This window comes from Atopobium sp. oral taxon 810 str. F0209 (assembly GCF_000466405.1).
Taxonomy (GTDB): Bacteria; Actinomycetota; Coriobacteriia; order Coriobacteriales; family Atopobiaceae; genus Olegusella.
Window position 1 is genome coordinate 270,026 of the sequence record NZ_KE952949.1, and the last position, 25,371, is coordinate 295,396.

The 25,371-nt window shown below is 47.4% G+C and carries 22 protein-coding genes; 21 read left to right on the forward strand and 1 reads right to left on the reverse strand.

What is annotated here, in order from left to right; translation table 11 throughout:
- The first annotated feature begins 7 nt into the window (after positions 1-7).
- The 21 genes from ybeY to hflX all read left to right on the forward strand — a co-directional run bounded on the left by ybeY (position 8) and on the right by hflX (position 24,589).
- Positions 8-508, forward strand: coding sequence for an rRNA maturation RNase YbeY (gene ybeY, locus HMPREF9069_RS05445; protein WP_021626176.1), 501 nt, complete (start codon positions 8-10; stop codon positions 506-508).
- Positions 509-510: 2 nt separating this feature from the next.
- Entirely contained in the window at positions 511-885 is a 375-nt protein-coding gene (locus HMPREF9069_RS05450; protein WP_021626177.1) for a diacylglycerol kinase family protein, read from the forward strand.
- Between the two features lie 11 nt (positions 886-896).
- Entirely contained in the window at positions 897-1,808 is a 912-nt protein-coding gene (gene era, locus HMPREF9069_RS05455) for a GTPase Era (protein ID WP_021626178.1), read from the forward strand.
- A gap of 2 nt (positions 1,809-1,810) precedes the next feature.
- The gene (recO, locus tag HMPREF9069_RS05460; RefSeq protein ID WP_021626179.1) at positions 1,811-2,560 is read left to right on the forward strand and encodes a DNA repair protein RecO; all 750 of its coding nucleotides are present in this window, start codon (positions 1,811-1,813) and stop codon (positions 2,558-2,560) included.
- 166 nt (positions 2,561-2,726) lie between these two features.
- On the forward strand, positions 2,727-3,005 hold the full coding sequence (gene rpsO / locus HMPREF9069_RS05465) for a 30S ribosomal protein S15 (RefSeq protein WP_021626180.1): 279 nt from the start codon (positions 2,727-2,729) through the stop codon (positions 3,003-3,005).
- 148 nt (positions 3,006-3,153) lie between these two features.
- On the forward strand, positions 3,154-5,421 hold the full coding sequence (locus HMPREF9069_RS05470; protein WP_021626182.1) for a polyribonucleotide nucleotidyltransferase: 2,268 nt from the start codon (positions 3,154-3,156) through the stop codon (positions 5,419-5,421).
- A 266-nt stretch (positions 5,422-5,687) separates the two neighbouring features.
- Positions 5,688-6,170 carry a hypothetical protein gene (locus HMPREF9069_RS08885; protein ID WP_021626183.1) on the forward strand — a complete coding sequence of 161 codons (483 nt, stop codon included), beginning with the start codon at positions 5,688-5,690 and terminating at the stop codon, positions 6,168-6,170.
- A 714-nt stretch (positions 6,171-6,884) separates the two neighbouring features.
- On the forward strand, positions 6,885-8,549 hold the full coding sequence (locus HMPREF9069_RS05480; RefSeq protein ID WP_021626184.1) for a ribonuclease J: 1,665 nt from the start codon (positions 6,885-6,887) through the stop codon (positions 8,547-8,549).
- Positions 8,549-11,176 carry an FtsK/SpoIIIE family DNA translocase gene (locus tag HMPREF9069_RS05485; RefSeq protein ID WP_021626185.1) on the forward strand — a complete coding sequence of 876 codons (2,628 nt, stop codon included), beginning with the start codon at positions 8,549-8,551 and terminating at the stop codon, positions 11,174-11,176. The genes HMPREF9069_RS05480 and HMPREF9069_RS05485 overlap by 1 nt, the downstream gene beginning before the upstream one ends.
- 3 nt (positions 11,177-11,179) lie before the next feature.
- Positions 11,180-12,793 (forward strand): helix-turn-helix domain-containing protein, encoded by a 1,614-nt coding sequence (locus tag HMPREF9069_RS05490; RefSeq protein WP_051317796.1) that lies wholly within the window; start codon positions 11,180-11,182, stop codon positions 12,791-12,793.
- A gap of 51 nt (positions 12,794-12,844) precedes the next feature.
- The gene (gene rimO / locus HMPREF9069_RS05495) at positions 12,845-14,185 is read left to right on the forward strand and encodes a 30S ribosomal protein S12 methylthiotransferase RimO (protein WP_035438618.1); all 1,341 of its coding nucleotides are present in this window, start codon (positions 12,845-12,847) and stop codon (positions 14,183-14,185) included.
- 287 nt (positions 14,186-14,472) lie between these two features.
- Positions 14,473-15,033, forward strand: a complete 561-nt coding sequence (gene pgsA, locus HMPREF9069_RS05500) for a CDP-diacylglycerol--glycerol-3-phosphate 3-phosphatidyltransferase (protein WP_035438619.1) — start codon at positions 14,473-14,475, stop codon at positions 15,031-15,033.
- Between the two features lie 3 nt (positions 15,034-15,036).
- A complete protein-coding gene (locus HMPREF9069_RS05505) occupies positions 15,037-15,549 on the forward strand; it encodes a CinA family protein (protein WP_021626190.1) in 513 nt (170 codons plus the stop codon).
- Between the two features lie 258 nt (positions 15,550-15,807).
- A complete protein-coding gene (gene recA, locus HMPREF9069_RS05510) occupies positions 15,808-16,917 on the forward strand; it encodes a recombinase RecA (RefSeq protein ID WP_021626191.1) in 1,110 nt (369 codons plus the stop codon).
- Positions 16,918-16,925: 8 nt separating this feature from the next.
- Positions 16,926-17,600 carry a regulatory protein RecX gene (locus tag HMPREF9069_RS05515; protein ID WP_021626192.1) on the forward strand — a complete coding sequence of 225 codons (675 nt, stop codon included), beginning with the start codon at positions 16,926-16,928 and terminating at the stop codon, positions 17,598-17,600.
- Between the two features lie 258 nt (positions 17,601-17,858).
- The gene (gene rny, locus HMPREF9069_RS05520; RefSeq protein WP_021626193.1) at positions 17,859-19,418 is read left to right on the forward strand and encodes a ribonuclease Y; all 1,560 of its coding nucleotides are present in this window, start codon (positions 17,859-17,861) and stop codon (positions 19,416-19,418) included.
- Positions 19,419-19,428: 10 nt separating this feature from the next.
- Positions 19,429-20,508, forward strand: coding sequence for an ATP-binding protein (locus tag HMPREF9069_RS05525; RefSeq protein ID WP_021626194.1), 1,080 nt, complete (start codon positions 19,429-19,431; stop codon positions 20,506-20,508).
- Positions 20,509-20,624: 116 nt separating this feature from the next.
- A complete protein-coding gene (locus HMPREF9069_RS05530) occupies positions 20,625-20,957 on the forward strand; it encodes a stage V sporulation protein S (protein ID WP_021626195.1) in 333 nt (110 codons plus the stop codon).
- Positions 20,954-22,324, forward strand: coding sequence for a tRNA (N6-isopentenyl adenosine(37)-C2)-methylthiotransferase MiaB (gene miaB / locus HMPREF9069_RS05535; protein ID WP_021626196.1), 1,371 nt, complete (start codon positions 20,954-20,956; stop codon positions 22,322-22,324). Before HMPREF9069_RS05530 ends, miaB begins: the two co-directional genes overlap by 4 nt.
- Positions 22,321-23,286: a tRNA (adenosine(37)-N6)-dimethylallyltransferase MiaA gene (gene miaA / locus HMPREF9069_RS05540; protein ID WP_021626197.1), complete on the forward strand. Its 966-nt coding sequence runs from the start codon at positions 22,321-22,323 to the stop codon at positions 23,284-23,286. The genes miaB and miaA overlap by 4 nt, the downstream gene beginning before the upstream one ends.
- Complete coding sequence (gene hflX, locus HMPREF9069_RS05545; protein ID WP_021626198.1) at positions 23,273-24,589, forward strand: GTPase HflX; 1,317 nt, start codon at positions 23,273-23,275, stop codon at positions 24,587-24,589. The genes miaA and hflX overlap by 14 nt, the downstream gene beginning before the upstream one ends.
- Here the strand turns inward: hflX and HMPREF9069_RS05550 are convergent.
- On the reverse strand, positions 24,584-25,369 hold the full coding sequence (locus HMPREF9069_RS05550) for a heparan-alpha-glucosaminide N-acetyltransferase (protein WP_021626199.1): 786 nt from the start codon (positions 25,367-25,369) through the stop codon (positions 24,584-24,586). The two genes, hflX and HMPREF9069_RS05550, sit on opposite strands and share 6 nt — an antisense overlap.
- Positions 25,370-25,371 lie beyond the last annotated feature (2 nt).

Here is a 25,371-nt window from a genome sequence, read left to right on the forward strand (position 1 = left end):
AGATGAGATGGCCCACGAATATGACATTAGTTGCGATGATGGTGTTGAACTTCTTGTGAATGAGCAAGAAATAGAAGCCATCTTTGATCTTGTTCTTAAGGAAGAGGGGATTACACGTCCCTGTATGGTCTCTATCTCTTTTGTAAGTAATGAGCGCATCCAAAAGCTCAACGCAGATTGGCGTGGCCAGGATAAACCCACAGATGTTATCTCTCTTGAATGTGAACGTCCTGATGAGCCTGGTCTAGGTGAGGGTGTGCCCTGTGAGCTGGGCGATATCGTAATTGCTTCTGAGTATGTTGTGCAACAAGCCGTAGGTTTTGGTACAACAGCTGCAGACGAGTGCCGTATGTTGCTGATACATGGTCTTCTTCATCTGCTGGGCTATGACCATCTTGAGGATGCTGAAGCAGAGGAAATGGAAGCTCGCGAGGATGAGCTTTTGCAGCTTATCCATACCGATGGTGATCTGGCTCGTGTTAATTTCACTCGTCATAAGGATGATTAACGATGATCCCTGGAGAGACCCCACGGCACCCTGGCTTTATTGAGAGTTTTGCTTACGCCCTCAAAGGGGTAAAAACCGCTGTCATTCAAGAGCGCAATATTAAAGTAATGTTGGTGGGTGGCACAGTTACCATCATTGCTGGTCTTTTGGTGCATCTTGATGCAATAAGCTGGGCTATCGTTTTGCTTTGTTGTGGTGCAGTATTGGCAAGTGAATTATTTAATACTGCTATTGAGACTATCGTGGATTTAGTATCTCCTGAATTTAATGAGATGGCGGGTCGTGCAAAAGATATTGCAGCAGCTGCTGAGCTTTTACTTTGCACAGCTGTTGCCATCGTCGGATTAATCATCTTTATTCGTGCACTTTTGAGTTAGAAGGTGGTCTTGTGAGCGAGGCTAATACTGAGTTTCATAGTGGTTTTTTGACCTTGGTTGGGCGTCCTAATGCTGGCAAGTCAACTCTGCTTAACGCCGCTGTAGGTCATAAGCTTGCAATTACCAGCAATGTCGCCCAGACAACGCGCCGTCAGATGCGCGCAGTGGTAAATACCGATAATTCGCAGCTTATCATTGTGGATACGCCAGGCTTGCACAAACCCAAAGATGCACTCGGTAAGGAACTCAATCGCGCAACTTTAAGTGCGCTTGAAGATGTGGATGTTATAGCCTTACTTATTGATGCCACCCAAGAAGTGGGGCGTGGTGATGAGTGGGTTGCGAGTCATGTGCGCATGGCCAATGCACCACACAAGATTCTCTTGATTACCAAAGCAGATTTAGTAGACCAACAGACTGCAGATGCACAAGCCCAAGCCGCAGCTCAGCTTGCTGATTTTGATGATGTGCTAGTGGTTTCAGCAAAGCACGGTTTTAACGTTAAGGGTTTTATTGATCTTGCATCTTCTTATCTGCCTGAGGGTCTACGTTGGTTTCCCGAGGATATGGACTGCGACCTTGAGGATGAGGAGCTAGTAGCGGAGTTTGTGCGTGAAAAAGCTTTTCGGAATTTGCGTCAGGAGATTCCACATTCGCTTGCTGTGAGCTGTGAGGATATTGAGTGGGCCAAAGATGGACATGGTTCTATGGTTGCCACAATCCTAGTTGAGCGCGATGGACAAAAAGGCATCGTTATTGGCAAAGGTGGCTCTATGATCAAAAAAATTGGTACAGAGGCTCGCCGTGATCTTGAGAGACTTTTTGGTGTGCCTATTTATCTCGATTTGTCTGTTCGTGTACAGCCTGCATGGCGGCGCGACCGTAATGAAATTTCTCGACTCGGTCTGGTAGTTGATGAGTAGTTATGGCAGGTAGACGTACAAAACGTACTCGAGCCTTGGTACTAGACACCATCAAGCTAGGGGAGCAGGATCTCATTCTTACCCTACTTGGAGAAACTGGCGTGCAGCTGCGTGCGGTAGCAAAGGGAGCACGCAAGCCGGGAGGACGTCTAGCTGCACGTTCTGAATTATTTTGTGAGTCTGATTTTTTGATTGCAGAAGGACGCAATCTGGGCATTGTGTCTGAAGCAACCACTGTTGATGCGCATGCGGGTTTACGTGGTGATTTAGCTCGAGTGAGCGCTGCTTCTGCAGTAAGTGAGCTGAGCTTGCGCAACTGCTATGAAGATGCACCTGATCCTTATTTATATCCCATATGTTCGCGTGCGTTGCGGGCCTGTGAAGAGGCAAAAGATAGAGCACATTTGTTATTGGTGGTTGCTGCTTTTAGCATTAAGTTGCTCTCACACTGCGGTTGGCGTCCCGAGCTTGATAGTTGTGTAGCCTGCGGAGACCCTGCGGTGAGCCGATTTTCTGCTGCGGCGGGTGGAGTGCTGTGTTCTAGCTGCGCACAAAGTATTGCGGGCGCAGAAGAACTCAACAAAGAGGAAATTTCATGGCTGCGTTCTCTTATCAGTTTGACTTTTGATCAGTTGTTAATGGCATCCATGACCGATGCTTTGGCATTGCGTCTTGCCCTGCTTGCACATAGGTGGGCAAGTTCTCAGCTTGAATGCCGCTTGCGAGCAGGAGAGTTTTTCCTAGGTCTATAGACCATTCATGGAAAAGCTGAGGGTACGGTAATAAAATCCTATCTTAAACTGCGCTAAATAAATTTAGTGCTATTCTTAGTCGGTCCGTACCTCTAACTTAGAAGCTTGTCTTTCCCGGACGGCTATCTCAGTTTGGGGCGAATTTTTTAGAAGAAGGGAACGTAGTATGGCTACAAGCAAGGAGCGCAAAGCTGAGATTATTGCTCAGTACGGCAAGGACGAGAAGGACTCTGGTTCTGCTGAGGTTCAGGTTGCTCTGCTTACTGAGCGTATTAAGAGCCTGACCGAGCACATGAAGTCCCACAAGAAGGACTATCACACTCGTCGTGGCCTTTTGATGCTCGTTGGTAAGCGTCGTCGTCTGCTGAGCTATATCAAGGCTGGCGATATTGAGAAGTATCGTGAGCTTATTAAGAGCCTTGGTATCCGCGACAACATTCAGTAGCTCATAGTTCGGCAATCGGGAGAGCGCCTGCGGGCGCTCTTCTGCTGTTATGAAGGGTCGCAATGTGCGGTCCTGTAGGTTGCGAGAAAAGGTTTCGCCCTACAAAGCGGCCCGTCTTACAAGGGGTAGGCGGAGACAAGGGAAAAGAATGACAAAGGTTACACACGAGTTTGACCTCTACGGCAAGCACTATAGTCTCGAGACGGGCGAGCTCGCCAAGCAGGCAACAGGGCAGTGCCTTGTGCGCTGCGGAAACTCCATCGTTAACGTTACGGTGGTCGTTTCTAAGGAGCGTAAGGACTACGACTTCTTCCCTCTGACTGTTGATTTTATTGAAAAGATGTATGCAGTAGGTCGTATTCCTGGTGGCTACCTCAAGCGTGAGGCTCGTCCTAGTGAGAAAGCTACCCTGACTGCACGTATGATTGACCGCCCTTTGCGTCCGTCTTTCCCTGATGGTTTCCGCAATGAGGTTCAGGTTGTTGCAATGCCTTTGGTGGCGGATCAAATCCATAGCGTTGATACCATCTCTATTATGGGCGCTAGCGCTGCCTTGACTGTAGGTGGCGTGCCTTTTGAAGGTCCTCTGGCGGGCGTTCGTATTGGTCGCGATCGCGATACGGGTGAGTTTATCGTCAACCCAACATTTGAGGAGCAAGACAACTCTGACCTCGATCTTGAACTTGCGGGTTCTGCTACCTATATCTCTATGTTGGAGGCTGGTGCCGACGAGATTTCTGAGGAGGACATGCTTGCTGCAATGACCTTTGGTCAGCAGGCTATTGCTGCCTTCTGTGAAGAGCAGAGCAAGTTCTTTGCTAAATGTGTTGAGGTTAATGGTGATTTCCCTGTTCGTGAGTATGTGCTTGATGAGCCTATTCCTGAGGTTCAGGAGCGCATCGGCGCGCATATGGACGAAATGAAGATCGCCATTAAGAGTTCAGATAAGGAAATTCGCGAGACTCAGGTCAATGAGCTCAAGGAGCAAATCAGGGAAGAGTTTAGTCCTGAGGAGCAAAGCGAGTGGAGTCGAGCCATCACCAGTGAGCTCAAGCAGCTCGAAAAACATGCCATGCGTCAGATGGTTGTTGAGACTGGTGAGCGTGTTGATGGTCGTGTTTGCGACGAGGTTCGTCCTCTCTTTGTAAAAGGCAACTATCTGCCTTTGGTTCATGGCTCAGGTCTTTTCCAGCGTGGTCAGACCCAGGTGCTTTCTATCTGCACCTTAGGCATGCTCAATGAGTGGCAACGCCTTGACACCATTGATCCCATTGATGGCAAGCGCTATATGCACCACTACAACTTCCCACCCTTCTGCACGGGTGAGACCGGTCGTATGGGTTCGCCCAAGCGTCGTGAAATTGGTCACGGTGCTCTGGCGGAGCGTGCTTTGCGCCCCGTTATTCCTTCTGAGGATGACTTCCCTTATTCCATCCGTGTGGTTTCTGAGGTTATGGAGTCCAATGGCTCTTCTTCCATGGCTTCTACCTGCGGCTCCACTTTGGCTTTGATGGATGCTGGCGTACCTATCAAGCGTCCCGTTTCTGGTGTTGCAATGGGACTTATTCAAGAAGAGGGCAAGACCGTTGTCCTGACTGACATCCAAGGCGTTGAGGACTTCCTAGGTGATATGGACTTTAAGGTCTGCGGTACCACCAAGGGCATCACTGCTATGCAGATGGACAACAAGGCAACCGGCCTTACTCCTGAGATTTTCCGTCAGGCCTTTAAACAGTCTCATGAGGGGCGTATGCATATTCTTGATGCTATGCTCGACGCTGTTCCCGCTGTTCGCGAGGAAACCAAAGAGTCTGCGCCCAAGATTATTAGCATGCAGATTCCTACCGACAAGATTCGTGACGTCATAGGTTCTGGCGGCAAGGTCATCCGCGGTATTCAAGAAGATACGGGCGCTACCATTGACATCCAAGAGGATGGTTCCATCTTTATCGCAGGCACTTCAGGTGCTGGTGAAGAAGCTGCCGAGCGTATCAAGGCTATCGTCAAAGTGCCTGAAGTGGGCGAGGAGTACAACGGTCGCGTCGTGGGCATTCAGCCTTTTGGTGCTTTTGTTGAATTGCTTCCTGGTAAAGATGGTCTGCTTCATGTCTCCCGTGTTGCCAAAGGTCATGTTGACAAGGTTGAGGACGTTTTGGCTGTGGGTGACGAGGTCAAGGTTATGGTTCTTGACGTGGATGAAAAGGGTAAGATTTCTCTTGATCGTCTTGATAAGCCCGAAGCTCCTGCCAACTCTACTCACAAGAACAACAATGAAGCTGGACATGAGCGTCGTCTTGGCGGTAACCGTGAGCGTCGCGGTCGTAGCGCCAATATGAATTCTCATAGGCGTCCTGGCAATAATGGCGGAGACCAGTCGGGTGAAACTCGCAAGCCTCGCCGTCACCACGAGAGCTAACCATTTGTTTTAGTAGTATTCAGTGCCCAGTTCCTATAATGGAGCTGGGCTTTTAGTATGGAAATTGATTTTTTGCTTTCTATATCACATGAGATTTGAGGCTACAGGACTGCATTTTGCGGTAAGTTTAAAATGTATTGTTGTAATTCTTCTAGCAGAATCACTACATATTATTCTCCTTGATAGGGGAGGCTTGAAGGATGTATCCTATATGTAAAGTTACTCTTTAGGGTCTTTAACTTATGTAAAAACTGAAAGGATAATACATGGGCTTATTTGATTCTCTAAAAGATACATTGGCTGGAGCATCATCGGAAGAAAGTAATGCTAATAAGCAAAAAATGCGTTCGATATTTAATTCGTTAGTGCCAGATGGAGATGCTTATAAACTCGTTTATATGTATGGCTTATCTACTACAAATGCCGTTGTTGTCAGAATTAACACCTATGCCAATTATATTGTTGGCTACAAGGATGATGGCTCAATGGTTGTCATTGCGGTAGACGATGAATTAGAAGAGTATGATGAGTCGGTTTTCTTACAACCGAGTGATATTATCTCCATTAAAAGAAAGATTACCAATGGTCAATATGTATGGAAGAGCGATAAATTTAAAGGTGGCTCTGCCATGATGTCTATTACTGATCGCCCATTACCTGGTGGTCAACTCATGATCAAGGTTTTTCAAAAAGAAGAAGCGGCTGATTTTATTGCGATGGCACAAAGGGTTTATAACGTCAAGCTGTAAAAATATAGATGGTTCAAGCTTCGAACCATCTGTTGCGGAAAACGAACCATTTAGAAAAAAGCTAGGAAAAAGCGCCCCGCCGAGGATGCGGGGCGCCCGTGCTTTTATTTGCCCATCGGAATCGTATAGCTTTCAAGCAATTGACGCGGAAGGCGACATTTGTCAGATACCTTTCTGCCCGGGTCTCTGAGGATCCCGCGATCTGGGCTAGTGACAAAATTGCCAGCTAACAAGCTTCTACGCCAGACGAGATGAGAAGCACTACCTCGGTCATCTGCCCAACTAGAAACTTCTGGAGGATAAGAACCAACTCTTCCAATGCTGGCTTCTCTGCTAAAGAGTAACTACTCTCAAACTGTACGCTGTCCAGCGCGTACTAAAAGGCGGAGGTTACATCGGAGGAGTGATTCTGGGAAACGAGGTGGGAAGCTGCCATCTCATCCTGCTCAGAAGCCCCTTCCATTGCTCTGTACATCGGAACCACCTCCGTTCTAAATAACACTCTCGACTACTTTGTTACTTCTTTCATACCCAAAAAAGACCCATAAAACTACGACTTTTGTGTAGTCTCGGCGAGTGGTTGGTATGAGAGTGCAAGCGGCGCAAGCACTAAAGTCTTGCTAGCCTTACAATGACTAACAAACAAGAAGGTTTAGCTGCTCAAGCAGCTGCATATATTTTTATTGGGTACATGTGAAAGGAATACGAACACATATGGCTAAAAAACAAACTCCCTTGAGGATTATTCCTTTGGGAGGCTTGGACGGTATTGGCAAGAACATGACTGCCTTTGAGTATGGCGATGACATGATTTTGCTCGATGCCGGTTTGATGTTTCCCGAAGATAATCAACCTGGAATTGATTTGATTTTGCCAGACTATAGCTATGTACTCGAAAACGAGTACAAGCTTCGCGGCATACTCATTACCCATGGTCACGAGGATCATACTGGTGCTTTGCCATACCTTTTGGCAGATCTCAACCACAAAGTGCCTATTTATTCCAGCAAGATGACCTTGGGCATCGTTGAAGGTAAGCTTTCTGAGCATAAAATTAATTCTCCTCGTTTTCGTGAGGTTCAAAACGGTACCCATATCAACCTAGGCAACTTTTCTATTGATTTTTTCTCGGTAACACACTCTATTCCAGGTGCGCTTGGTGTATATGTTCGTACGCCAGCAGGCTCGGTATTGCATACCTGTGACTTCAAACTTGATCAGACACCCATTGATGGCGTGAGAACCAATTTCCAAGCAATCTCTCGCTTTGCCACTATGGGCATCGATTTGTTGTTATCAGACTCTACCAATGCCAATCAACCAGGCTTTACACCAAGTGAAGCAACAGTTGGTCCAACCCTGCGCCATATCATTAAGAATGCTCCTGGCAGGGTATTTGTAGCTAGCTTCTCCAGTCACATCCATCGAATCCAGCAGGTTTGCGATGCTGCCACCGCTGTTGGTCGCAAAGTTGTGGTGACAGGTCGCTCCATGGTGACCAATACCAAGGTTGCCCGAGAACTTGGCTATTTACATGTGGACGAAAAGAATCTCATTGATGCTTTTGAAATTGGAGAGATTCCTGACGATAAAGTTGTTGTGATGTGCACGGGTAGTCAGGGTGAGCCTATGAGTGCCCTTGGTCGTATGGCAACAGGTGATCATAAGTCACTACAAATTACGGCGAATGATACCGTGATTATTTCTGCCACTCCTGTTCCTGGTAATGAGAAAAGCGTACAAGGCATTATCAATGCCCTTACCAAAATTGGTTGCACCATCTACGACAAGACTAACGCAACGGTACATGTCTCGGGTCATGCACGCCAAGAAGAACTCAAGCTTATGCTTGCGCTTTGCAAGCCACGCTACTTTGCTCCTGTCCATGGTGAAGCAGTACATCTTGCAGCGCATGCAAAACTTGCGATGGCAATGGGTATGCCTAAAGATCATATCTTTATTGCTAATAATGGCGATGCACTTGAAGTTGTTGATGGCAAGGTACGTTGGGGTCAAGGCGTTGAATCTGGCTTGATTTATGTTGATGGTCTGAGCATTTCAAATGCTGATCCTATTGTCTTCCGCGACAGGCAAAAGCTCGGCGAGGACGGTATCATTACTGTTGTTGTGACTGTAGGGAAGAGGAGTCACAAGGCAAACGATATTGAGTTCTCTGCTCGTGGCGTTGCATATGCGGCAGACGAGGCCCTCATGAGCGACGCCACAGCCAACGTCCGTCAGACGGTTGAGCGCCAGGCGCAATCCAAAGGTGCAAGTGTTGACCAGATTCGCCGTACAGTTCGTGGTAGTCTTTCTAACTTCATTTGGTCGCGTACCCATACGAGGCCTATGGTGATTCCGGTGGTAATGGAGGTCTAATGCCCTCAAGACGCAGATCAAACGCAGCAGAGTTGCGGGGCAGACAGGGACGTCAACGACAGGGTGCAAGGCGTGCGGCAAAGCAGGTCCCTGCGCCCCGTAGCGCTGAGGCAAACGACATTATTGGGGTACTGCTGATTGCACTTGCGGCAGCTATGGCTGTGGCTTTGCTGATGACAACACCTGCTCCGGTAACCCAAAAGGTGGGTGAGTTCCTCAGTTTGCTCTTTGGTAAGGGAGCGCTTTTGTGCCCCCTCAGTATTGCCTTGTTTGCTCTAACATTTTTTGCTGATGGAGAAGGACCTCTCTCGGGCCATGTCGCTCTAGGCCTTTCGTTGATGCTGCTAGCGATTTTGAGTCTCATGTCACTTAGCTTTCCTGGAGGCGAAGCAAATCCTGAGCTTGTCTTGTCAAAAGAAGTTTTGCTTAACCGGGGTGGCTATGTGGGAGGTGCAATTGCTTGGGGATTGCTGAAGAGTGTGGGCTTTGGCGTAGGCGTGGTATTGCTAAGTGGCATTATTGTTGTTGGCCTTGTAGTCTGTGGCTTTTCTATCTCAGGCGCTATTGCGCATGTCAAAGCAAAAGCTTCGGATGCTGGTAGTAGTTTGCAAGAGGCTCGTGAGCGTCATTTTGAAGAGCTTAGGCAGCGCAAAGCAGAACGTGCACAAATGCGTATTGAACGTCGAAATATGCGTGCTGCCGCCTCTCCTGTAATCGAGCAAGATTGGGCCAGTCAAGATGAGTGGACAGATGCCCCCGAGCCCGATCCTACAGTTCCCGCAACAAGTTTTATCGGCGCGCGCAAAACTACTGTTTTGCGTCGTAATAAAAAACCTGTTGCAAATCCCGAACCAGCAAATTTTGCTGAGAATACTGCAGCAGAGGCGACAGAACAAACTCAACTCACTCGTCGTTTGACGCATTCTAAAAAGTCTGATCCCAAGTCCAAAAAGAGCAAGACACCTTCTATTCCTGAATTTTTACGCGAACAGTTTGTCGAGCAGGACGAACTGCCCTTCGATGAAGACAAATCTGCTGCAACTACGGGGGTAATTCAGGCTCCCAAAACTCAGCGCAGGCAGTCCAAAGCGTCTGCAACTTCTGCGGGAAACGTGCGCACTCAGGCAAAGTCTATTCATGAACGTCCCGGGGATTCCACTCAGGAGTTTACACTTCCACCCTTTGAGATGCTCTCATCTAATCCTCATAGCGCCCAGAGTGCATCAACCGATGCTGAGTTAACCTCAACTATGCGTAGACTTCAGTCGACTTTGTCCGAATTTGGTCTTAGCAGCAAGGTTGTTGACTATGTTTCTGGTCCTCTTGTTACCACATTCCAAGTGGAGATGGGGGAGGGTGAGCGAGTAAATAAGATTGTTAACCTTGAGGACGATATTGCACTCACCTTAGCGGCCGAGTCTGTACGTATTTTTGCGCCCATTCCTGGCACCTCACGTGTTGGTATTGAAATTCCCAACAAGAAACGTGAGAGTGTCTGCATCGGTGATGTGTTGCCTTATGCCAAGGGTGGTCCGTTGGAGTTTGCGGTTGGTCGTGATGCGGGCGGAAAAGCAGTTATTGCAGACTTGGCCAAGATGCCACACTTACTGGTAGCAGGTTCTACTGGTTCGGGTAAATCCGTAATGATTAACAGTCTTATTATGTCTATCTTGATGCGTGATACACCCAAGCAGGTTCGTCTTATTTTGGTCGACCCTAAGCGTGTTGAGTTCTCAGGTTATAACGGTCTTCCACATCTTTATGTGCCTGTGGTGACCGAGCCGCGCCAAGCTGCGAGCGCACTTCAATGGGCGGTATCCGAGATGGAGCGCAGGCTCAAGGTATTTGAACGCGCAGGTGCTCGTAATATCACTATTTATAATGAGATGTGTACCACAGGCAAGCTCTCCGAGATGGATAATCCCCCTGAGCCCATGCCCTTTATGGTTATCATTATTGATGAGCTTTCCGACCTCATGATGGTAGCTGGTAAGGATGTCGAAGCCTCTATTGTTCGTATTGCTCAACTTGCTCGTGCGGCGGGCATTCACCTTGTGCTTGCGACCCAACGTCCTTCAGCTGATGTTGTTACGGGTCTTATTAAGTCCAACATTGAAACCCGTATTGCGCTTTCAGTTGCCTCGAGCATGGACTCACGTGTCATTCTTGATCAAACAGGCGCCGATCGTCTGTTAGGTAACGGTGACATGCTCTTTAAGTTCCGTGGCCATCGTACGCGGCGCATTCTTGGTTGCTATGTTGCTGATGCTGAGATTGAATCTGTTGTCGCACATTGGTGTGATCAAGGCGAGCCTGATTACCATGAGGAAATTCTTACTCAGGTGACTCCTGGTCAACCTAGCAATGGCGCTTCAACAGGTGACGATGAAGATGATCCTTTGGTATGGCAAGCAGCGCAAATTGTCGTGGAATCTCAGCTAGGTTCGACCAGTGGACTTCAGCGTCGACTCAAGGTGGGATACGCTAGAGCAGGACGCATTATGGATATGCTTGCTGCCAAAGGTATAGTAGGTCCTCCTGATGGCTCCAAGCCTCGTGAAGTTCTTCTTGATGAAGACGGGCTAGAGCAATTGAAGGAAGCCGAGCAAAAATTCCGGGAGGTGTAAGAGATGGCTAGACCTCGCTTTAGCGAAATTTTGTATCGTCGCAGACGCGAGCTGGGCATCAGCACTGCACAAGCCTCTCGCGTTCTTCGACTTAAAGAGCAGGTTATTATTGCTTTTGAAGAAGGTTGTTGGGATGATATGCCTAAGAGTGGCTATGCTCAGGGCATGCTTGCCTCCTACGCAAACTACCTTGGTCTTGATTCTCAACGTTTGACACGTCAGTTTGCCTCTGATTTAGCTGACTATCAGTCGGGAGGCGATCGTCAATCACGAAGACGAGGTTTGGGTGATGGCGCGCGCATGCCCGTAGAGACACGTCGGAGTCGTACCGAGCGTGAAAATTCTGGTGCTCGTGGCTTGTTGCCTACCTCTGGTGGATATGCGGGCGACCTAGCTGGATTTTCGACTGTTTCTCCTGTGCATTCTCGCACATATGAACAACCCTATAGTGGCGGTTATAGCACCTACGACAATCGAAGTCGCGATGTTCGTGGACGTCTGCAAGATGGAGAAAAGCGCTATACCATGCTCGCTCCAGACACCGCAGAGCCTCGCCGTGCAGCACGCGCCCAGGCTCAGCGTGCACGCGGTAGAGATCAACTGCGAGTTGATGGCTATGGTGACACTAGCCGCGACAATCGACTTGCTTCAGCGCGCCCGCAGCGGCAGCGGTCAGGTTATCGTCCCCGTGTCCCGATTCAGACAGAAAATCATGCAGCTCCCACGGCGCTCCCGCGCCCTGAACGTGATTATGTTACTCGACGTAGGGTTGAGTCTAGTGACTATGTCGATGATCTGCGTTATGACGACCAGGCCAATCCATATCAGATGGCATCTACTGGGGCGGGGCGTGCAGGTGCGCGTCGTATAGTCGATGCTCAGCGGCCTAATGTTCGCAGGCAGCAGAGGAGAACTTCTTCTCAAAATCCAAATAGACGTAACAGACGGCCTCAACAGCCTCAAGGTCTGCTTGGTATGATATCGAGCATTTTTTCTGACAATATGAAGCTCATTGTTATCATTCTTTTGGTGCTGGCAGTCACTTTGTTTATGCTCATTATTTCGTCAGTGACGTCTTGTACTTCAAATATGGCTTCAAATGGCCGTAGCAATACCGTCGCTGTCTCTACAACCGAGACTAAAAAAACTGATGAGAATGATCAGTCTACTACTAATGCCAATCAGTCAAATACCGACACTGGTTCTGATCTCAATGTTCCTGAGGTAGCAAGAACACAGAAGAGTGAAACTAAAGTCGAGGTTACTGTAGCCATTGCGGATGGTGGTGTGAGCTGGGTTGAAGTAACTGTAGATGGTGAAAGTAAAGAAGCAGATACTCTTACTGGTCCTTGGTCTGCTACATACAATGTAACCAAAGCGATGCAGGTAGAGGTTTCTGATCCTACGGCTGTTACGGTTACGCGTAATGGCAAGGTTCAAAGCTTTGATCAAAAAGCTTCTGGTGTTGGTTCGGTTACTATTGATGGGCCTGCTGCAAATGATGAGAATGCCACTAAGGACGGCGATAAAAACAGTTCCAGCAAAGACGGCAATTCTACTAACCAAAACGGTATGAGTTCCGATGAACAATCCACGTCAGATACTGACCAACAATAACGATTTGAGATAGGTGTAACTGTGGACAAAGTCCAAACTGTTGAAGTAACACTGACCAAAAACGATGCAGAAGAAAAAAAGTTTTTGATAGTTACGCTAGGCTGTGCAAAAAATGAAGTCGATAGTGATCGCATGCGTTCTTTGCTATTGGCGGGCGGTCTCAAAGAAACTCAAGAGAGTGCCGATGCAGATGTGGCTTTGATTAATACTTGTTCTTTTTTGGCATCAGCGACTACTGAGTCTATTGAAACCACACTTGATTTGGCGGAGGCAGTCTCACAGGGAGTGCGAAACTGCCCTCTTATCATGTGCGGCTGCGTTCCTTCACGATATGGTGAAGCGCTTCCTGCTGAGCTCCCCGAAGTTGCCGCTTTTGTGCGGGCTGATGAGGAAGACAATATTCTTGGCGTTGTACATGATGTCCTAGGGATGAAGGATAGTGAGATCCCTCAACTTGCGGGACATATGCTGCGCACAATTTCAGGTGCAAGTGCTTATGTAAAAATTTCTGACGGCTGTGATCGCTTCTGCGCTTTTTGTGCGATTCCCTATATTCGTGGTCGCTATGCTTCTCGTCCTGCTTCAGAGATTCTGACTGAAATTAGAGAGCTGGCCAAAGGCGGTGTTCGTGAGATTGTTCTCATTGGCCAAGACACAGGTATCTGGGGTTCTGATTTTGAGCAGCCCTCCACACTTGCAGCGCTTATGCGTCAGGCCGCTGAAGTTATGCGACCTTATAAGGGCTGGATTCGTGTACTTTACCTGCAGCCTGAAGGAATGACCGAAGAGCTGATTTCTACCATTCGTGATACTCCTGAAATTTTGCCTTATATCGATATTCCCATTCAGCATTGTAATGAACGCGTACTCAAATCTATGGGTCGTTCTGGAAGCAGAGAACAACTGAGCGAACTCTTTGCACATTTGCGTCAAGAAATTCCAGGTATGGTACTGCGCACTACAGGAATGGCGGGTTTTCCTGGAGAGACGGATGAAGAGGCCGATGAACTTGTTGATTTTTTGGCTGAGGAAGGCTTTGATTACACGTCGGTTTTTGCTTATTCACCCGAGGATGGTACCCGTGGTGCACGTATGGCTGACCAGATAGCTGAAGATATCAAGCTTGAACGCGCTCAGCACTTGCAGGATCTAGCCGATGAGATGGGTTTTGCTGCCACAGCAAAACACCTTGGTGAACATGTTGATGTCATTATTGATGGCGTTGAAGAAGGTGAAGATGGTCTTGAGTTGATAGGCCATACGTGGTTTCAGGCACCAGATTCCGATGGAGCGGTACATATTGCCCAAGGAGAGGCTTCCGTTGGTGATATTGTTAGCTGTGGGCTGGTAGATTGTGTCTGTTATGAGCTTTATGGAACTATCTGTGAGTAGTCAGATGGGAGCGCTGAGTAAAAATGGATGAACAAAAAACAATAGAGCATGGTGCAGAAGCTGCTGTTAAAAAGCCAAAGCCAAAATCCACAATTGTTCGTGAGAAAAATACTCAGCCAGGTATCGCGGCGGTTTCTGTTCAGACCCATCATCCCCGTAAGCCTGCCAACCGGAGACCTGCAGCCAAGCGTCGTCCTAAATCCGCTGTCAAGTCCAAGGTAAATGCCACCAAGGATCCCACTACCAAGACGGGTTTACGTAGTAGCTCTGTTTGGACTGCTGCAAATATTGTTACCTGTATTCGTGTTTTGTTTATTCCTGTGTGGCTCTTTGTTGCAGAGGCTGTGCCTGCCTCGAACGGTAATACATTTTCCTTTGCAGCATTGCTTGTAGCGCTTTTTTATATGGCGATTTCCCTTACTGACAAACTTGATGGCTATCTTGCGCGCAGCAGGGGAGAGATTACCACTTTTGGTAAATTCCTTGATCCGATTGCAGATAAACTCGTGGTGTTAGTAGCGCTCTCCTTCTTGCTTGAGCAGCATATGGTGAATAGTTGGGTATTGCTTGTTATCATTGCTCGAGAATTTTTAGTATCTGGTTTGCGTATGGTGATTGCATCCAAAGGTGTTGTTATTGCTGCTAGCGAGCTTGGCAAGTGGAAGACTGCCATCACTATGATTGCAATTTCTGGTTTACTTGTCGTACGCACGCTATCTGCAGGCATGATTTTCAATGTGCTCATGGGATTCTTCCAAATTGTCATGTTTGCTGCTGTTTTGCTGACCGCTTGGTCTGGCATTGACTACTTCATCAAGGGTTGGCGTTATTTGCTTGATGAGGAGTAAATAATGTCTAAAGACGAGGAGCTACAACAAGCTATCACACAGACTGCTTCTCAACTTGTTCATGATGCTATGGCAAAAGGTTTGCAACTAGGTACTGCTGAATCTTGTACAGCAGGTCTTGTTGTCGCAGCCATTGCAGATATTCCTGGTGCCTCCGCCATACTTAAGGGAGGCATTGTGAGTTATGCCATTGCCGTTAAACAAGCCATACTTGGTGTCTCAAGAGATATTTTTGAGACACCAGAATTGGGTGCTGTATCTGCAGAATGCGCTCAACAAATGGCAGATGGGGCAGTTAAAGCTCTTTCCTGTGATGTAGCTGTATCAGTAACGGGTATAGCTGGTCCTGGTGGTGCAGAGCCCGGTAAACCTGTTGGTACCGTTTGGTTTGGGCTGAGTTCTTCTCAAATGGCGCGTAGCCTTTGTTGTCACTTTAACGGTGATCGTATGATGGTGCGCAAGCAGGCAGTCCTACAAGCTCTCCAACTTCTTTTAGAAGCGGTTCATGAGTTGTAAGCTAAAATGCTTATCTATTTGAAAAAGTTTTTTGTTTACTTGATAGATTTCCTCATAAAAAGATGAGAAAAAATTTGGCAGATTTAAGCAGATCGCTGCTAGTAATAGTGGCAGTCTGATAGTTGCAAACTTGCCAAATACTGGCTGTTAACTGTGCTCTTTTTTATTTGCAACCTCAGTTAGACTGGGGGTGTGCGTTGACACCGAACGGTTGTTCGTTTAGACTGCATATGGTCAAAATAAAAGGGAAGGGTTGGCATGGCAAAGTCAAAAGCCGCTGCTCGTGAGGTTCATAGCAAAACTTATGGCGCTGAACGCGACAAGATGATAGAGAGTACCACCGCAGAAATTCAGAAGCGTTTTGGCAATGGCGCCATTATGCGTTACGGTGATGATGGCCCTGATCTTGAAGTAGAGGCTATTCCTACAGGAAGCATTGCTTTGGATGCTGCGTTGGGTATTGGTGGTGTACCCCGCGGTCGTATTATCGAGATTTATGGCCCCGAATCCTCTGGTAAAACTACTCTTTCTCTGCAAATTTTGGCTGAAGCCCAGGCGATGGGCGGTGTTGTAGCTTTTATCGATGCCGAGCATGCGTTGGATCCTGGTTATGCAGCGCGCCTCGGTGTTGACATTGATGAAGTGCTTATTTCTCAGCCTGATACCGGTGAGCAAGCACTTGAGATTTGCGACATGCTTGTACGTTCTGGTGCGATTGATGTGGTTGTTGTTGACTCCGTCGCCGCTCTTGTACCTAAAGCAGAGATTGAAGGTGAGATCGGCGACACTACTGTTGGCCTGCAGGCACGCCTGATGAGTCAAGCCTTGCGTAAACTTGCGGGCTCCCTGTCCAAGTCCCAGACTACCTGTATCTTTATCAATCAACTTCGTGAAAAAATTGGTGTGATGTTTGGCAACCCAGAGACTACTCCTGGTGGGCGTGCTCTCAAGTTTTTCTCTTCGGTGCGCATGGATATTCGCCGAATTGATTCCATCAAAAAAGATGGCGATATCATTGGCAATCGAGTGCGTGTCAAGGTAGTAAAAAACAAAGTTGCACCTCCTTTCCGTCAAGCAGAATTTGACATTATGTATGGCACAGGTATTTCCAAGGAAGGCTCAATCCTTGATATGGGTGTTGACTACAAGATTGTCAACAAGTCTGGTTCTTGGTATACCTACGGCGAAGAACGTCTAGGACAAGGCCATGAGGCTGCCAAAGAATTCTTGGCTAATAATCCCGAATTACGCGATGAGATTGAAAACCAGGTACGTGTTGCTTGTGGTCTTATTTTGGGTGACGAGCGCGTGGGAATGCCCACTATGCCCGAAGATCTTAATACCGACACTGACGCTCCTGCAAAGTAGTTTTATTTATGCCAGATTTTGAAATACGAGTTGAGCTTCCAGATAAAAATCACTACCCCTCATTTGGACGAAAAAGGGGTAGTGTTTTTTACGCCGTAGACTCTTCGGGTGAAGAAAAAATACTGGTACCTGTTGCTGTGGCTCGTTCGCTCAAAAAGTCCCTTGATCATGACGAGATTTACCCTACTTCTCGTGCAGAGCTTTTTTATTACCTAGGTGAAATCGCTCAGCGTTGTGCAACGCAGAGATTGGCAAACCTACTTAATCGACGTGATTATGCATGTTTGGAAGTGAGTCGCAAATTACAAGAAGATGGTTATACGCAGCAGACCATCGAAGAATTGATAGAGCATGCCAAAAGGGGGAGAGCTCTCGATGATCAACGCTATGCTGCCATATATATCCGCTCAAAGATTAATGTTGGCTGGGGTCCTAAACGTATCGAAAAAGAACTTGCTTTAAAGGGCATCGATCTCAATGAAATAGAGGGTTGGCCCGAAGAGTTTATCGATTTAGAAAACCAGACTGAACGCGCCTACGAACTTGCGAGCAAACGTAGCTTAAGTGGTAAAAATGATTTTCAAAAGCTCATGCGTTTTCTTATGAGCAGAGGTTTTGCCATGAGCGACGCAATTCCTGCCGTTAAGCGGGTTCTTAAAGAAGCAACTGAAACGGACAAATAGGCGATTTATCTGCACCTATACCACTTTTTTATCTAAATATTTCTATAAGCTTTAATTTGACAGTTTGTCTGCTAGCGCATACAGTTGAAGGGTCACCAGAGTGATCTCGTCGCGTTTTTGATGCGACATTGAATAGTTTAGTTTGTTATTGATGTCTTTTCATTGCGGGGTTGAGCTTCGCCAGGTGGCGGGTCTTTTCATGAACCTATGAGGGTCCCTTATTTTTGAATATTATGCTTTACCACCTGAGGAGTAAGTATGGGTCCATTATTTTTTGCAGTAGGTCTTGTGTGCCTACTTTTAGGCATAGGAATTGCCTATGTAGTCATCAATAACTCTGCTAATTCTAAAGCTAAAGCTGCTGAGGCACGTATTACTGAAGCTGAGACTGAGGCTAGACGCATTGCCGAGGATGCTGTTCGTGATGCAGAAAACGCTAAACGTGCAGCTCAAGTAGAAACTCGTGAAGAAATTCTTCAGCTCCGTCAAAAGTACGACGTTGAGGAAAAACAGCGCAAAGGTGAAATTAGCCAGATGGAGCAGCGCGTACTTCAGCGTGAGGAGTTACTTGATAAACGTTCTGATTCTCTTGATCGTAAGGAACATCAGCTTGCTAGTCTTCAGGGTCAGATAGAAAGTCGTGGTCGCCAAGTCGATGCTTTGGTGCAAAAGCAAAGCAGCGAACTAGAGCGCATTTCTTCTCTGACGCGGGAAGATGCTCGCCAGGAGCTACTCGACCGTGTTCGTGCAGATACGGTACGTGAAGAAGCTCAAATTCTTCGTGATTCTGAGCAGCGCATCAAAGCTCAGGCCGATAAAACCGCTCGTGAGATTGTTACTACTGCAATTCAGCGTTGTGCAGCTGACCAAGCCGGTGAGATTACCGTTACTAGTGTTCACATCCCCTCTGACGACCTTAAAGGCCGCATTATTGGCCGTGAAGGGCGCAACATCCGCGCTTTTGAGCAGATTTCTGGTGTCTCATTAGTTATCGACGATACGCCCGAGACGGTGGTGCTTTCGAGTTTTAATCCCGTACGTCGTGAGACCGCACGTGTTGCTCTTGAAAATCTTATTGCAGATGGTCGTATTCATCCTGCACGTATTGAGGAGATGTACAACAAGGCAGAAAAGCTCGTTGCTGAGCGTGTCCAAGAGGCAGGCGAAACTGCTGCATTTGATACTGGCATTCATGATCTGCACCCCGAGATCATCAAAGTCTTAGGTGCCCTCAAATACCGCACCTCTTTTGGACAGAATGTACTCATGCACTCTGTGCAGGTGGCGTCTCTCTGTGGCATCATGGCAAATGAGCTTGGTATGGATCCTACTCCTGCCAAGCGAGCTGGCTTGCTCCATGATATTGGCAAGGCAATTGACCATGAGGTAGAGGGTCCCCACGCTGTTATTGGTGCTGATCTTTGCCGGCGTTATGGTGAGCGTGCTGATATTGTTCATGCCATTGAAGCTCACCATGCCGATGTGGAACCTCAGACAGTCTTGGACGTCTTGGTACAAGCTGCAGATGCCATTTCTGCTGCTCGTCCTGGCGCTCGTCGTGAGTCTGCTGAAAGCTACATTAAGCGTCTCGAGCGTCTTGAGGAAATTTCCAACTCCCATGAAGGTGTTGAGCGCACGTATGCCATGCAAGCTGGTCGTGAGCTGCATGTCATGGTCAAGCCTGAAAAGATTAGTGATGCCGAGTCGGTAGTCCTCGCTCATGATATTGCTCAGCAAATTGAAAACGAGATGGAATATCCTGGACAGGTTAGAGTTGTTGTTATTCGTGAGTCTCGTGCAGTAGACGTAGCCAAGTAGGCCTTCTTTCATGGTAGAGAGTTCCTCTGATCTTGCAGAATTTGTAGCTCAGGTCGCAGGTAAAGGTCTGAGAGTCGAAGAAAGCCTCGGCCAGGGTTTTGTTCGCCTTCGCATTGATGAAGCAGAGCGCAGGCAGGCTGCGCATGACATTCGTAATGTTGAGGATGTCATAGTGGAGCTCCTGCGCAATGCACGCGATGCGGGAGCAAGTCATATTTATGTAGCCACATCTCGCGAAGGTGATCAACGCACCATTACCATGTTGGACGATGGCACAGGTATTCCTTTTGAGCTACAAGAACGCATTTTTGATGCGCGCGTTACTTCAAAGCTCGAAACGATGCATATGGATCGCTGGGGCGTACACGGTCGTGGTATGGCTTTGTATTCGGTACGTACCAATGCAGATTCAGCCCGCGTAATTTGCTCTGCTCCTGGTAAGGGGAGCTCAATACAGGTTGTCACGAATATCAATAAAATTGCTGAAAAAGCAGATCAGTCAACTTGGCCTGTCATGGATAGCGATGAGGATGAAGAAACCATATTACGTGGACCTCACAATATCATTCGTGCCTGTGCTGAATTTGCCCTCGAAGAGAGGGGAGCCTGTGAAGTATTTCTGGGCTCTTCCGCAGAAATTGTTGCCACTGCTCGCAAAAAAGCTCGTCCCCAGCTAGAAGCTACCAAGCTTTTATTCCTTGAGAGTCTCGATGAACTACAGCTACTTGAACGCATCCATGAGGCAGCAGATGCAAGTGAACTTGCAAGGGTAGCGGCTGAACTTGGGTTGAGTATTTCTGAACGTACGGCTCATCGTATACTTTCTGGTGCTATCAAACCACTTCGTAGTGTTTATGCCCGCCTCAGTCATTCTCGTCCTGCTTCTAGTGCCAACAAACAGATAGACCTCAAAAAGGATCGACGCGGATTGCACATTGCTCCGCAAGATGCTGAGGAATTTTCTCGTCTCATGGAACGTGATTTTGCTTTTTTGGCACAGCGTTATTATCTAGAGTTAGCTTCTGCACCTCGGATAAACGCAGGAAAAGGCAGGGTGACCGTAAGCTTTGAATTGGCAGGCGGGGATTAAATACTTTTTGCTTGCCTTATAGATTTGATTCATCGTAGGATAAAATACCGCAGGTAGCACTCATAGACATACTCATTGGATGCTTAAATACAGCAGTTTTATTGCAGGAGCAACAGATGGAATTTTTGAAGGTCTCAAGTAAGTCTTCACCCGCATCGGTAGCAGGTGCTATCGCAGGCATGGTCAAAGATGGTGTTCCTTGTCAAATGCAGGCGGTTGGTGCTGGTGCTGTCAATCAAGCTATAAAAGCTGTAGCCATTGCTCGAGGCTTCCTCATTCCTACGGGCACTGATATTAGTTGTGCTCCCACCTTTGCCGATATCGAAATTGGCGGTCAATCGCGAACAGCGGTGCGAATTGCCATATATGTACATCCCATAACTCTTGGTGGCAGTTCACAGTCCGTTCCTGTAGTCATGCATTCTGACGATTATGGGGTTGATTTATGACGTTAGATAATCACGCTTTGGCAGGTCGTACGTACTTCGTAAAAACTTTTGGTTGCCAAATGAATCTCCATGACAGCGAGCGAGTAACTGGTCTTTTGGACAGTTGTGGATGCATCGCTGTGGCTACACCTGAAGAAGCTGACATCGTGGTTTATATGACCTGTGCTGTACGCGAAAATGCTGATTTGCGCCTTTATGGTCAAGCGTCTTCTATGGTGAGTGCTCCCAAACCTCCTTCGGGTCGAAGGATTGTGGCTATAGGTGGTTGCGTTGCACAACGTGATGGCGAAGATATTCGGGTGCATATCCCTGGCGTGGATGTTGTCTTTGGCACAAGTGCTATTGGTGAGCTTCCAGGACTTATTGAACGTGCTCTTCAACGCGATTCCGATGCTCCTGAGGTAGATATTCAAGAAGCAGGACGAGGCTTTTCTACCGAGCTCCCCAGTAGGCGTGCAAACAGTTTTCATGCATGGGTGCCCATCATGAGTGGCTGCAATAACTTCTGCACTTACTGCATCGTACCTTATGTGCGCGGGCGTGAAAAAAGCCGCGCCTCAGAGCGTATTGTTGCTGAGTGCCAAAGTCTCGTTGCAGATGGCGTACGTGAAATCTGTTTGTTAGGCCAAAATGTCAACAGCTATGGTCGTGACCTTTATGGCAAACCTCGTTTTGCTGAGCTATTGCGTGAAGTAGGCAAGACTGGTATTGAGCGCATTCGCTTTACTTCTTCTAACCCCAAAGATCTTAGTGATGAAACTATCGCTGCTATGGCAGAGACTCCTGCTGTAATGCCGCAGCTACACTTAGCAGTACAGTCTGGATCGACGCGCATTCTCAAGGCAATGAACCGTAGTTATACCAGAGATGAATATCTTGATTTGACTCGTCGTTTGCGTGCCGCCATACCGGATATTACGCTTTCTACTGATATTATTGTTGGATTTCCTGGAGAGACCGAAGAAGACTTTCTTGAGACACTTTCACTGGTAGATGAAGCAGGTTTTGATGCTGCTTATACCTTTATCTATTCACCTCGTCCTGGCACACCTGCTGCCCGTATGGAAATCAAGGCAACTCATGAAGAAATTCAAGATCGTTTTGATCGCCTCGCCAAACGTGTCGAAGAACGTGCTCATGAGGCAAATGCTCCTTATCAGGGGCGTGTTGTAGAGTCTTTAGTAGAAGGCACATCGAAGCGTAATGCGCAGGTTTTAACGGGTCACAGTCCACACAATCAGACGGTGTTATTTGATTTACCTGAAGGACGGATGCCTGAAGAATTTATTGGCAAGCTCTGCGATGTTCGCGTGGAGGAGGCTCGTACCTGGTATTTGCGCGGTAGCATGGTAGGTGCGGCCCGATGAGTCAGCGCAATCCCCTTATTGCGATTGTTGGTCCTACAGCTTCTGGTAAGAGCTCTCTTGCCGAGAAGGTAGCTCTTGCTTTGGGTTCGGCTGTCATTTCCATCGATGCTATGCAGATATACAAAGGGATGGATATAGGCACTGCTAAGACAGCTATATCTGAGAGACGCTGCCCTTTGTTGATGGTTGATGTAGCAGAAATCGGTGAAGCATATTCAGCTCGTCTTTTTCAAAGAGATGCGCGCGCGGAAATTGATGAGCTTCTTGCTGCCAATAAAACTCCGGTACTCTGTGGTGGTACTGGTCTGTACCTTAATGCTGTAATTGATGAGATGGACTTTCCCGCAGGCACTACGGGGGGAGCTTCTCGTGCTGCGTATGAGCAGTTAGCCAAGCAAGAGGGCGCTGAGGCCCTTTACCACGTACTAGAAAATCGGGATCCCGAAAGCGCCAGGCTTATTCATCCTCGTAATGTAAGGCGTGTAGTGAGAGCGCTTGAGATGTCTGATGAGGGTATATCATATGCCCAGCAACATGCTGGCTTGCATACGCGCAAAACTCACTATGACTGTCTCATTTGGGGTATCAAGCGTGACCGCTCACATTTACATCAACGCATCGAACAGCGTGTCTATCAGATGTTTGATGCGGGCTTGGTGGATGAGGTGCTTCACTTGCAACAACAAGGTTTGGAAGCAGCACTTACTTCAAAGCAAGCGATTGGTTACCGACAAGTTCTGGACTATCTAAATGGTGTCTGTACTCTTAAAGAAGCAAAAGAGCAAGTAATTATTAAAACACGTCAATATGCCAAGCGCCAAATTTCTTGGTTCGAACACGATGGACGTGTACAGTGGCTTGATTTTGAAACCCTATCCGAAGAAGAAGCAACAAAGCAAATTCTTAGAGCTTACAAAGCATATCTTTCTACAGAAACAGGTGACCTGAGTGCCAAGATTTAATCTGCGCTCAACTGAGTTTGTACCTGAACGCGCCATTATTGTGGGTGTGGATTTAGGCAAGAGTGGTTGGCCTTTGGAAGAGTCCCTTGATGAGCTTGAACGACTGGCGCAGACCGATGGTGCTGAAGTTATTACCCGAGTTACTCAAAAACTTGATGCACCTATTTCGCGCACATTTATTGGCTCAGGAAAAGCTCTTGAGCTTAAGCGTCTAGTAGCAGCTCTCGATATTGATATTGTTATCTTTGATGACGAGCTCTCACCATCTCAACAGTCCAATCTTGAACGACTTATTGGAGAACCTACCAAGGTTATTGACCGCACTGCGCTCATTTTGGATATTTTTGGATACCATGCAAAAACGCGTGAGGGCAGGCTGCAGGTTCAGTTGGCTCAACTACAGTATCTCTATCCAAGGCTTCGTGGTATGTGGAGTCATCTTGCTGGTAACTCCACACGTGGCGGTATTGGTAGCCGTTTTGGCATGGGTGAGTCTCAGCTTGAAGTTGACCGCCGTTTGATCCGTGCACGTATTTCTACACTTCGCCGAGAACTTAAATATCTTGATCAAAGACGTGGTATCCAAAGTAAAGCTCGCTGGGATTCGGGCGTGTGGAGTGTCGCGCTCGTAGGTTATACCAATGCAGGTAAATCAACAATTTTGAATCGCCTGACTGGCTCTGAGGTGTATGCCAAAGATGAACTGTTTGCCACCTTAGACCCCACAACACGTTCCCTTTCCCTTGAAGAAGGTCGTAAAATTACTCTTACTGATACGGTCGGCTTTATTCAAAAGCTTCCGACCACTTTGGTCGAAGCGTTTAAATCTACTCTCGCTGAGGTTGTCTCTGCAGATCTCATTTTGCTTGTGGTAGATGCAGCGGATCCCAATGCAAAGCGGCAAATTATAGCCGTACGTCAGGTACTAGAGCAGATTGAAGCCAGTCAAATTCCCACCGTTTTGGTTTACAACAAGTGTGATCTGCTTGGTGATGATGCGATACATGCAATTGAAACTACCGAAGCTGGTTCTGTGGCCATCTCTGCTCAGAAGGGTTGGGGACTGCGGGGCTTGCTCTATCGTATTGCACAAGAAGCAGCTGCAGGGGAAAGTACTCTGACAGCTTGCGTGCCCTATGACAGAGGAGCTTTGCTTGCTCGCATACACGAACGCTGTCAGATGATCAGCGAGAGGTACGAACAGAGTGGTGTGTTAGTCACTGTAAAGGCCGACAAGCAGATGGCAGCAGCACTCAAACCTTATCAAATCGAGGATAAGAATACTAATAAAGACCTGTTATAAGGCATAGCAGAGCAACAAAATGATAGGCTGATGAAGAATATAAATCTGTAGAGGATGGCGACCTATCCATTCAAGCGGTTTGCAGCGGTATCGAGAAAGCCACTCGGGATACTCCGATTTCTTCCATTGCCACCCAAGATGTGCCCCCGCCACATAAAGAAGGCCATAGGGAAGTAGGGGATAATAATCTCCCGATACAAAATGAGGTCCAGGAAATCCTAACCAAGATAGCCATTCACTTTGATATAAACATCTGGGTAGCATCATGAGTTTTATTTGACCAATGCCCACAAAACCAGCTGGAAGCGAGAGGCAAAGTAAGAAAAGCATGATGCATGCAACAAGCTGTATATAATGCCAATGCTTTGCGAGAATGGTTTGTTCGATTAACCAAGCAATAAGAGTGGACGCAGCCATACAAAAAATGATGCCAAAGTTAATGGCTGCATCTACTGCAGCCAAGGTGGTTGCGAGCCATATCGCAAACGCTAAAAGACCATAACGTAGCGCTCTATATAGATTATTTCTTGAGAGACTGCAGCTCACTCCAGCTATTACGAGGAATACCCAAGAGATTGAGGCGCGCCATATATCAATAAAAGGTGCTTGAAAGAAAAGAAGAGACTTTCCTTGTAAGAACTGCAAATCATAACAAATATGAAAGACAACCATCGAAATGATGGTGAAGCCACGAATGGCATCCAAGGTATAAAGACGCCCCAAGTGTAAAGGCTTGGAGCAATCTTGATTAGTGTCTTGCGTTGCTTGGTAACGTGACATAG

Excerpts from the sequence above, each read along its gene's own strand:
- ybeY (WP_021626176.1), top strand. The coding sequence starts at position 8 with ATGGCCCACGAATATGACATTAGTTGCGATGATGGTGTTGAACTTCTT.
- HMPREF9069_RS05450 (WP_021626177.1), top strand. The coding sequence starts at position 511 with ATGATCCCTGGAGAGACCCCACGGCACCCTGGCTTTATTGAGAGTTTT.
- recO (WP_021626179.1), top strand. The coding sequence starts at position 1,811 with ATGGCAGGTAGACGTACAAAACGTACTCGAGCCTTGGTACTAGACACC.
- rpsO (WP_021626180.1), top strand. The coding sequence starts at position 2,727 with ATGGCTACAAGCAAGGAGCGCAAAGCTGAGATTATTGCTCAGTACGGC.
- HMPREF9069_RS05470 (WP_021626182.1), top strand. The coding sequence starts at position 3,154 with ATGACAAAGGTTACACACGAGTTTGACCTCTACGGCAAGCACTATAGT.
- HMPREF9069_RS08885 (WP_021626183.1), top strand. The coding sequence starts at position 5,688 with ATGGGCTTATTTGATTCTCTAAAAGATACATTGGCTGGAGCATCATCG.
- HMPREF9069_RS05480 (WP_021626184.1), top strand. The coding sequence starts at position 6,885 with ATGGCTAAAAAACAAACTCCCTTGAGGATTATTCCTTTGGGAGGCTTG.
- HMPREF9069_RS05485 (WP_021626185.1), top strand. The coding sequence starts at position 8,549 with ATGCCCTCAAGACGCAGATCAAACGCAGCAGAGTTGCGGGGCAGACAG.
- HMPREF9069_RS05490 (WP_051317796.1), top strand. The coding sequence starts at position 11,180 with ATGGCTAGACCTCGCTTTAGCGAAATTTTGTATCGTCGCAGACGCGAG.
- HMPREF9069_RS05505 (WP_021626190.1), top strand. The coding sequence starts at position 15,037 with ATGTCTAAAGACGAGGAGCTACAACAAGCTATCACACAGACTGCTTCT.
- recA (WP_021626191.1), top strand. The coding sequence starts at position 15,808 with ATGGCAAAGTCAAAAGCCGCTGCTCGTGAGGTTCATAGCAAAACTTAT.
- HMPREF9069_RS05515 (WP_021626192.1), top strand. The coding sequence starts at position 16,926 with ATGCCAGATTTTGAAATACGAGTTGAGCTTCCAGATAAAAATCACTAC.
- rny (WP_021626193.1), top strand. The coding sequence starts at position 17,859 with ATGGGTCCATTATTTTTTGCAGTAGGTCTTGTGTGCCTACTTTTAGGC.
- HMPREF9069_RS05525 (WP_021626194.1), top strand. The coding sequence starts at position 19,429 with ATGGTAGAGAGTTCCTCTGATCTTGCAGAATTTGTAGCTCAGGTCGCA.
- HMPREF9069_RS05530 (WP_021626195.1), top strand. The coding sequence starts at position 20,625 with ATGGAATTTTTGAAGGTCTCAAGTAAGTCTTCACCCGCATCGGTAGCA.
- miaB (WP_021626196.1), top strand. The coding sequence starts at position 20,954 with ATGACGTTAGATAATCACGCTTTGGCAGGTCGTACGTACTTCGTAAAA.
- miaA (WP_021626197.1), top strand. The coding sequence starts at position 22,321 with ATGAGTCAGCGCAATCCCCTTATTGCGATTGTTGGTCCTACAGCTTCT.
- HMPREF9069_RS05550 (WP_021626199.1), bottom strand. The coding sequence starts at position 25,369 with ATGTCACGTTACCAAGCAACGCAAGACACTAATCAAGATTGCTCCAAG.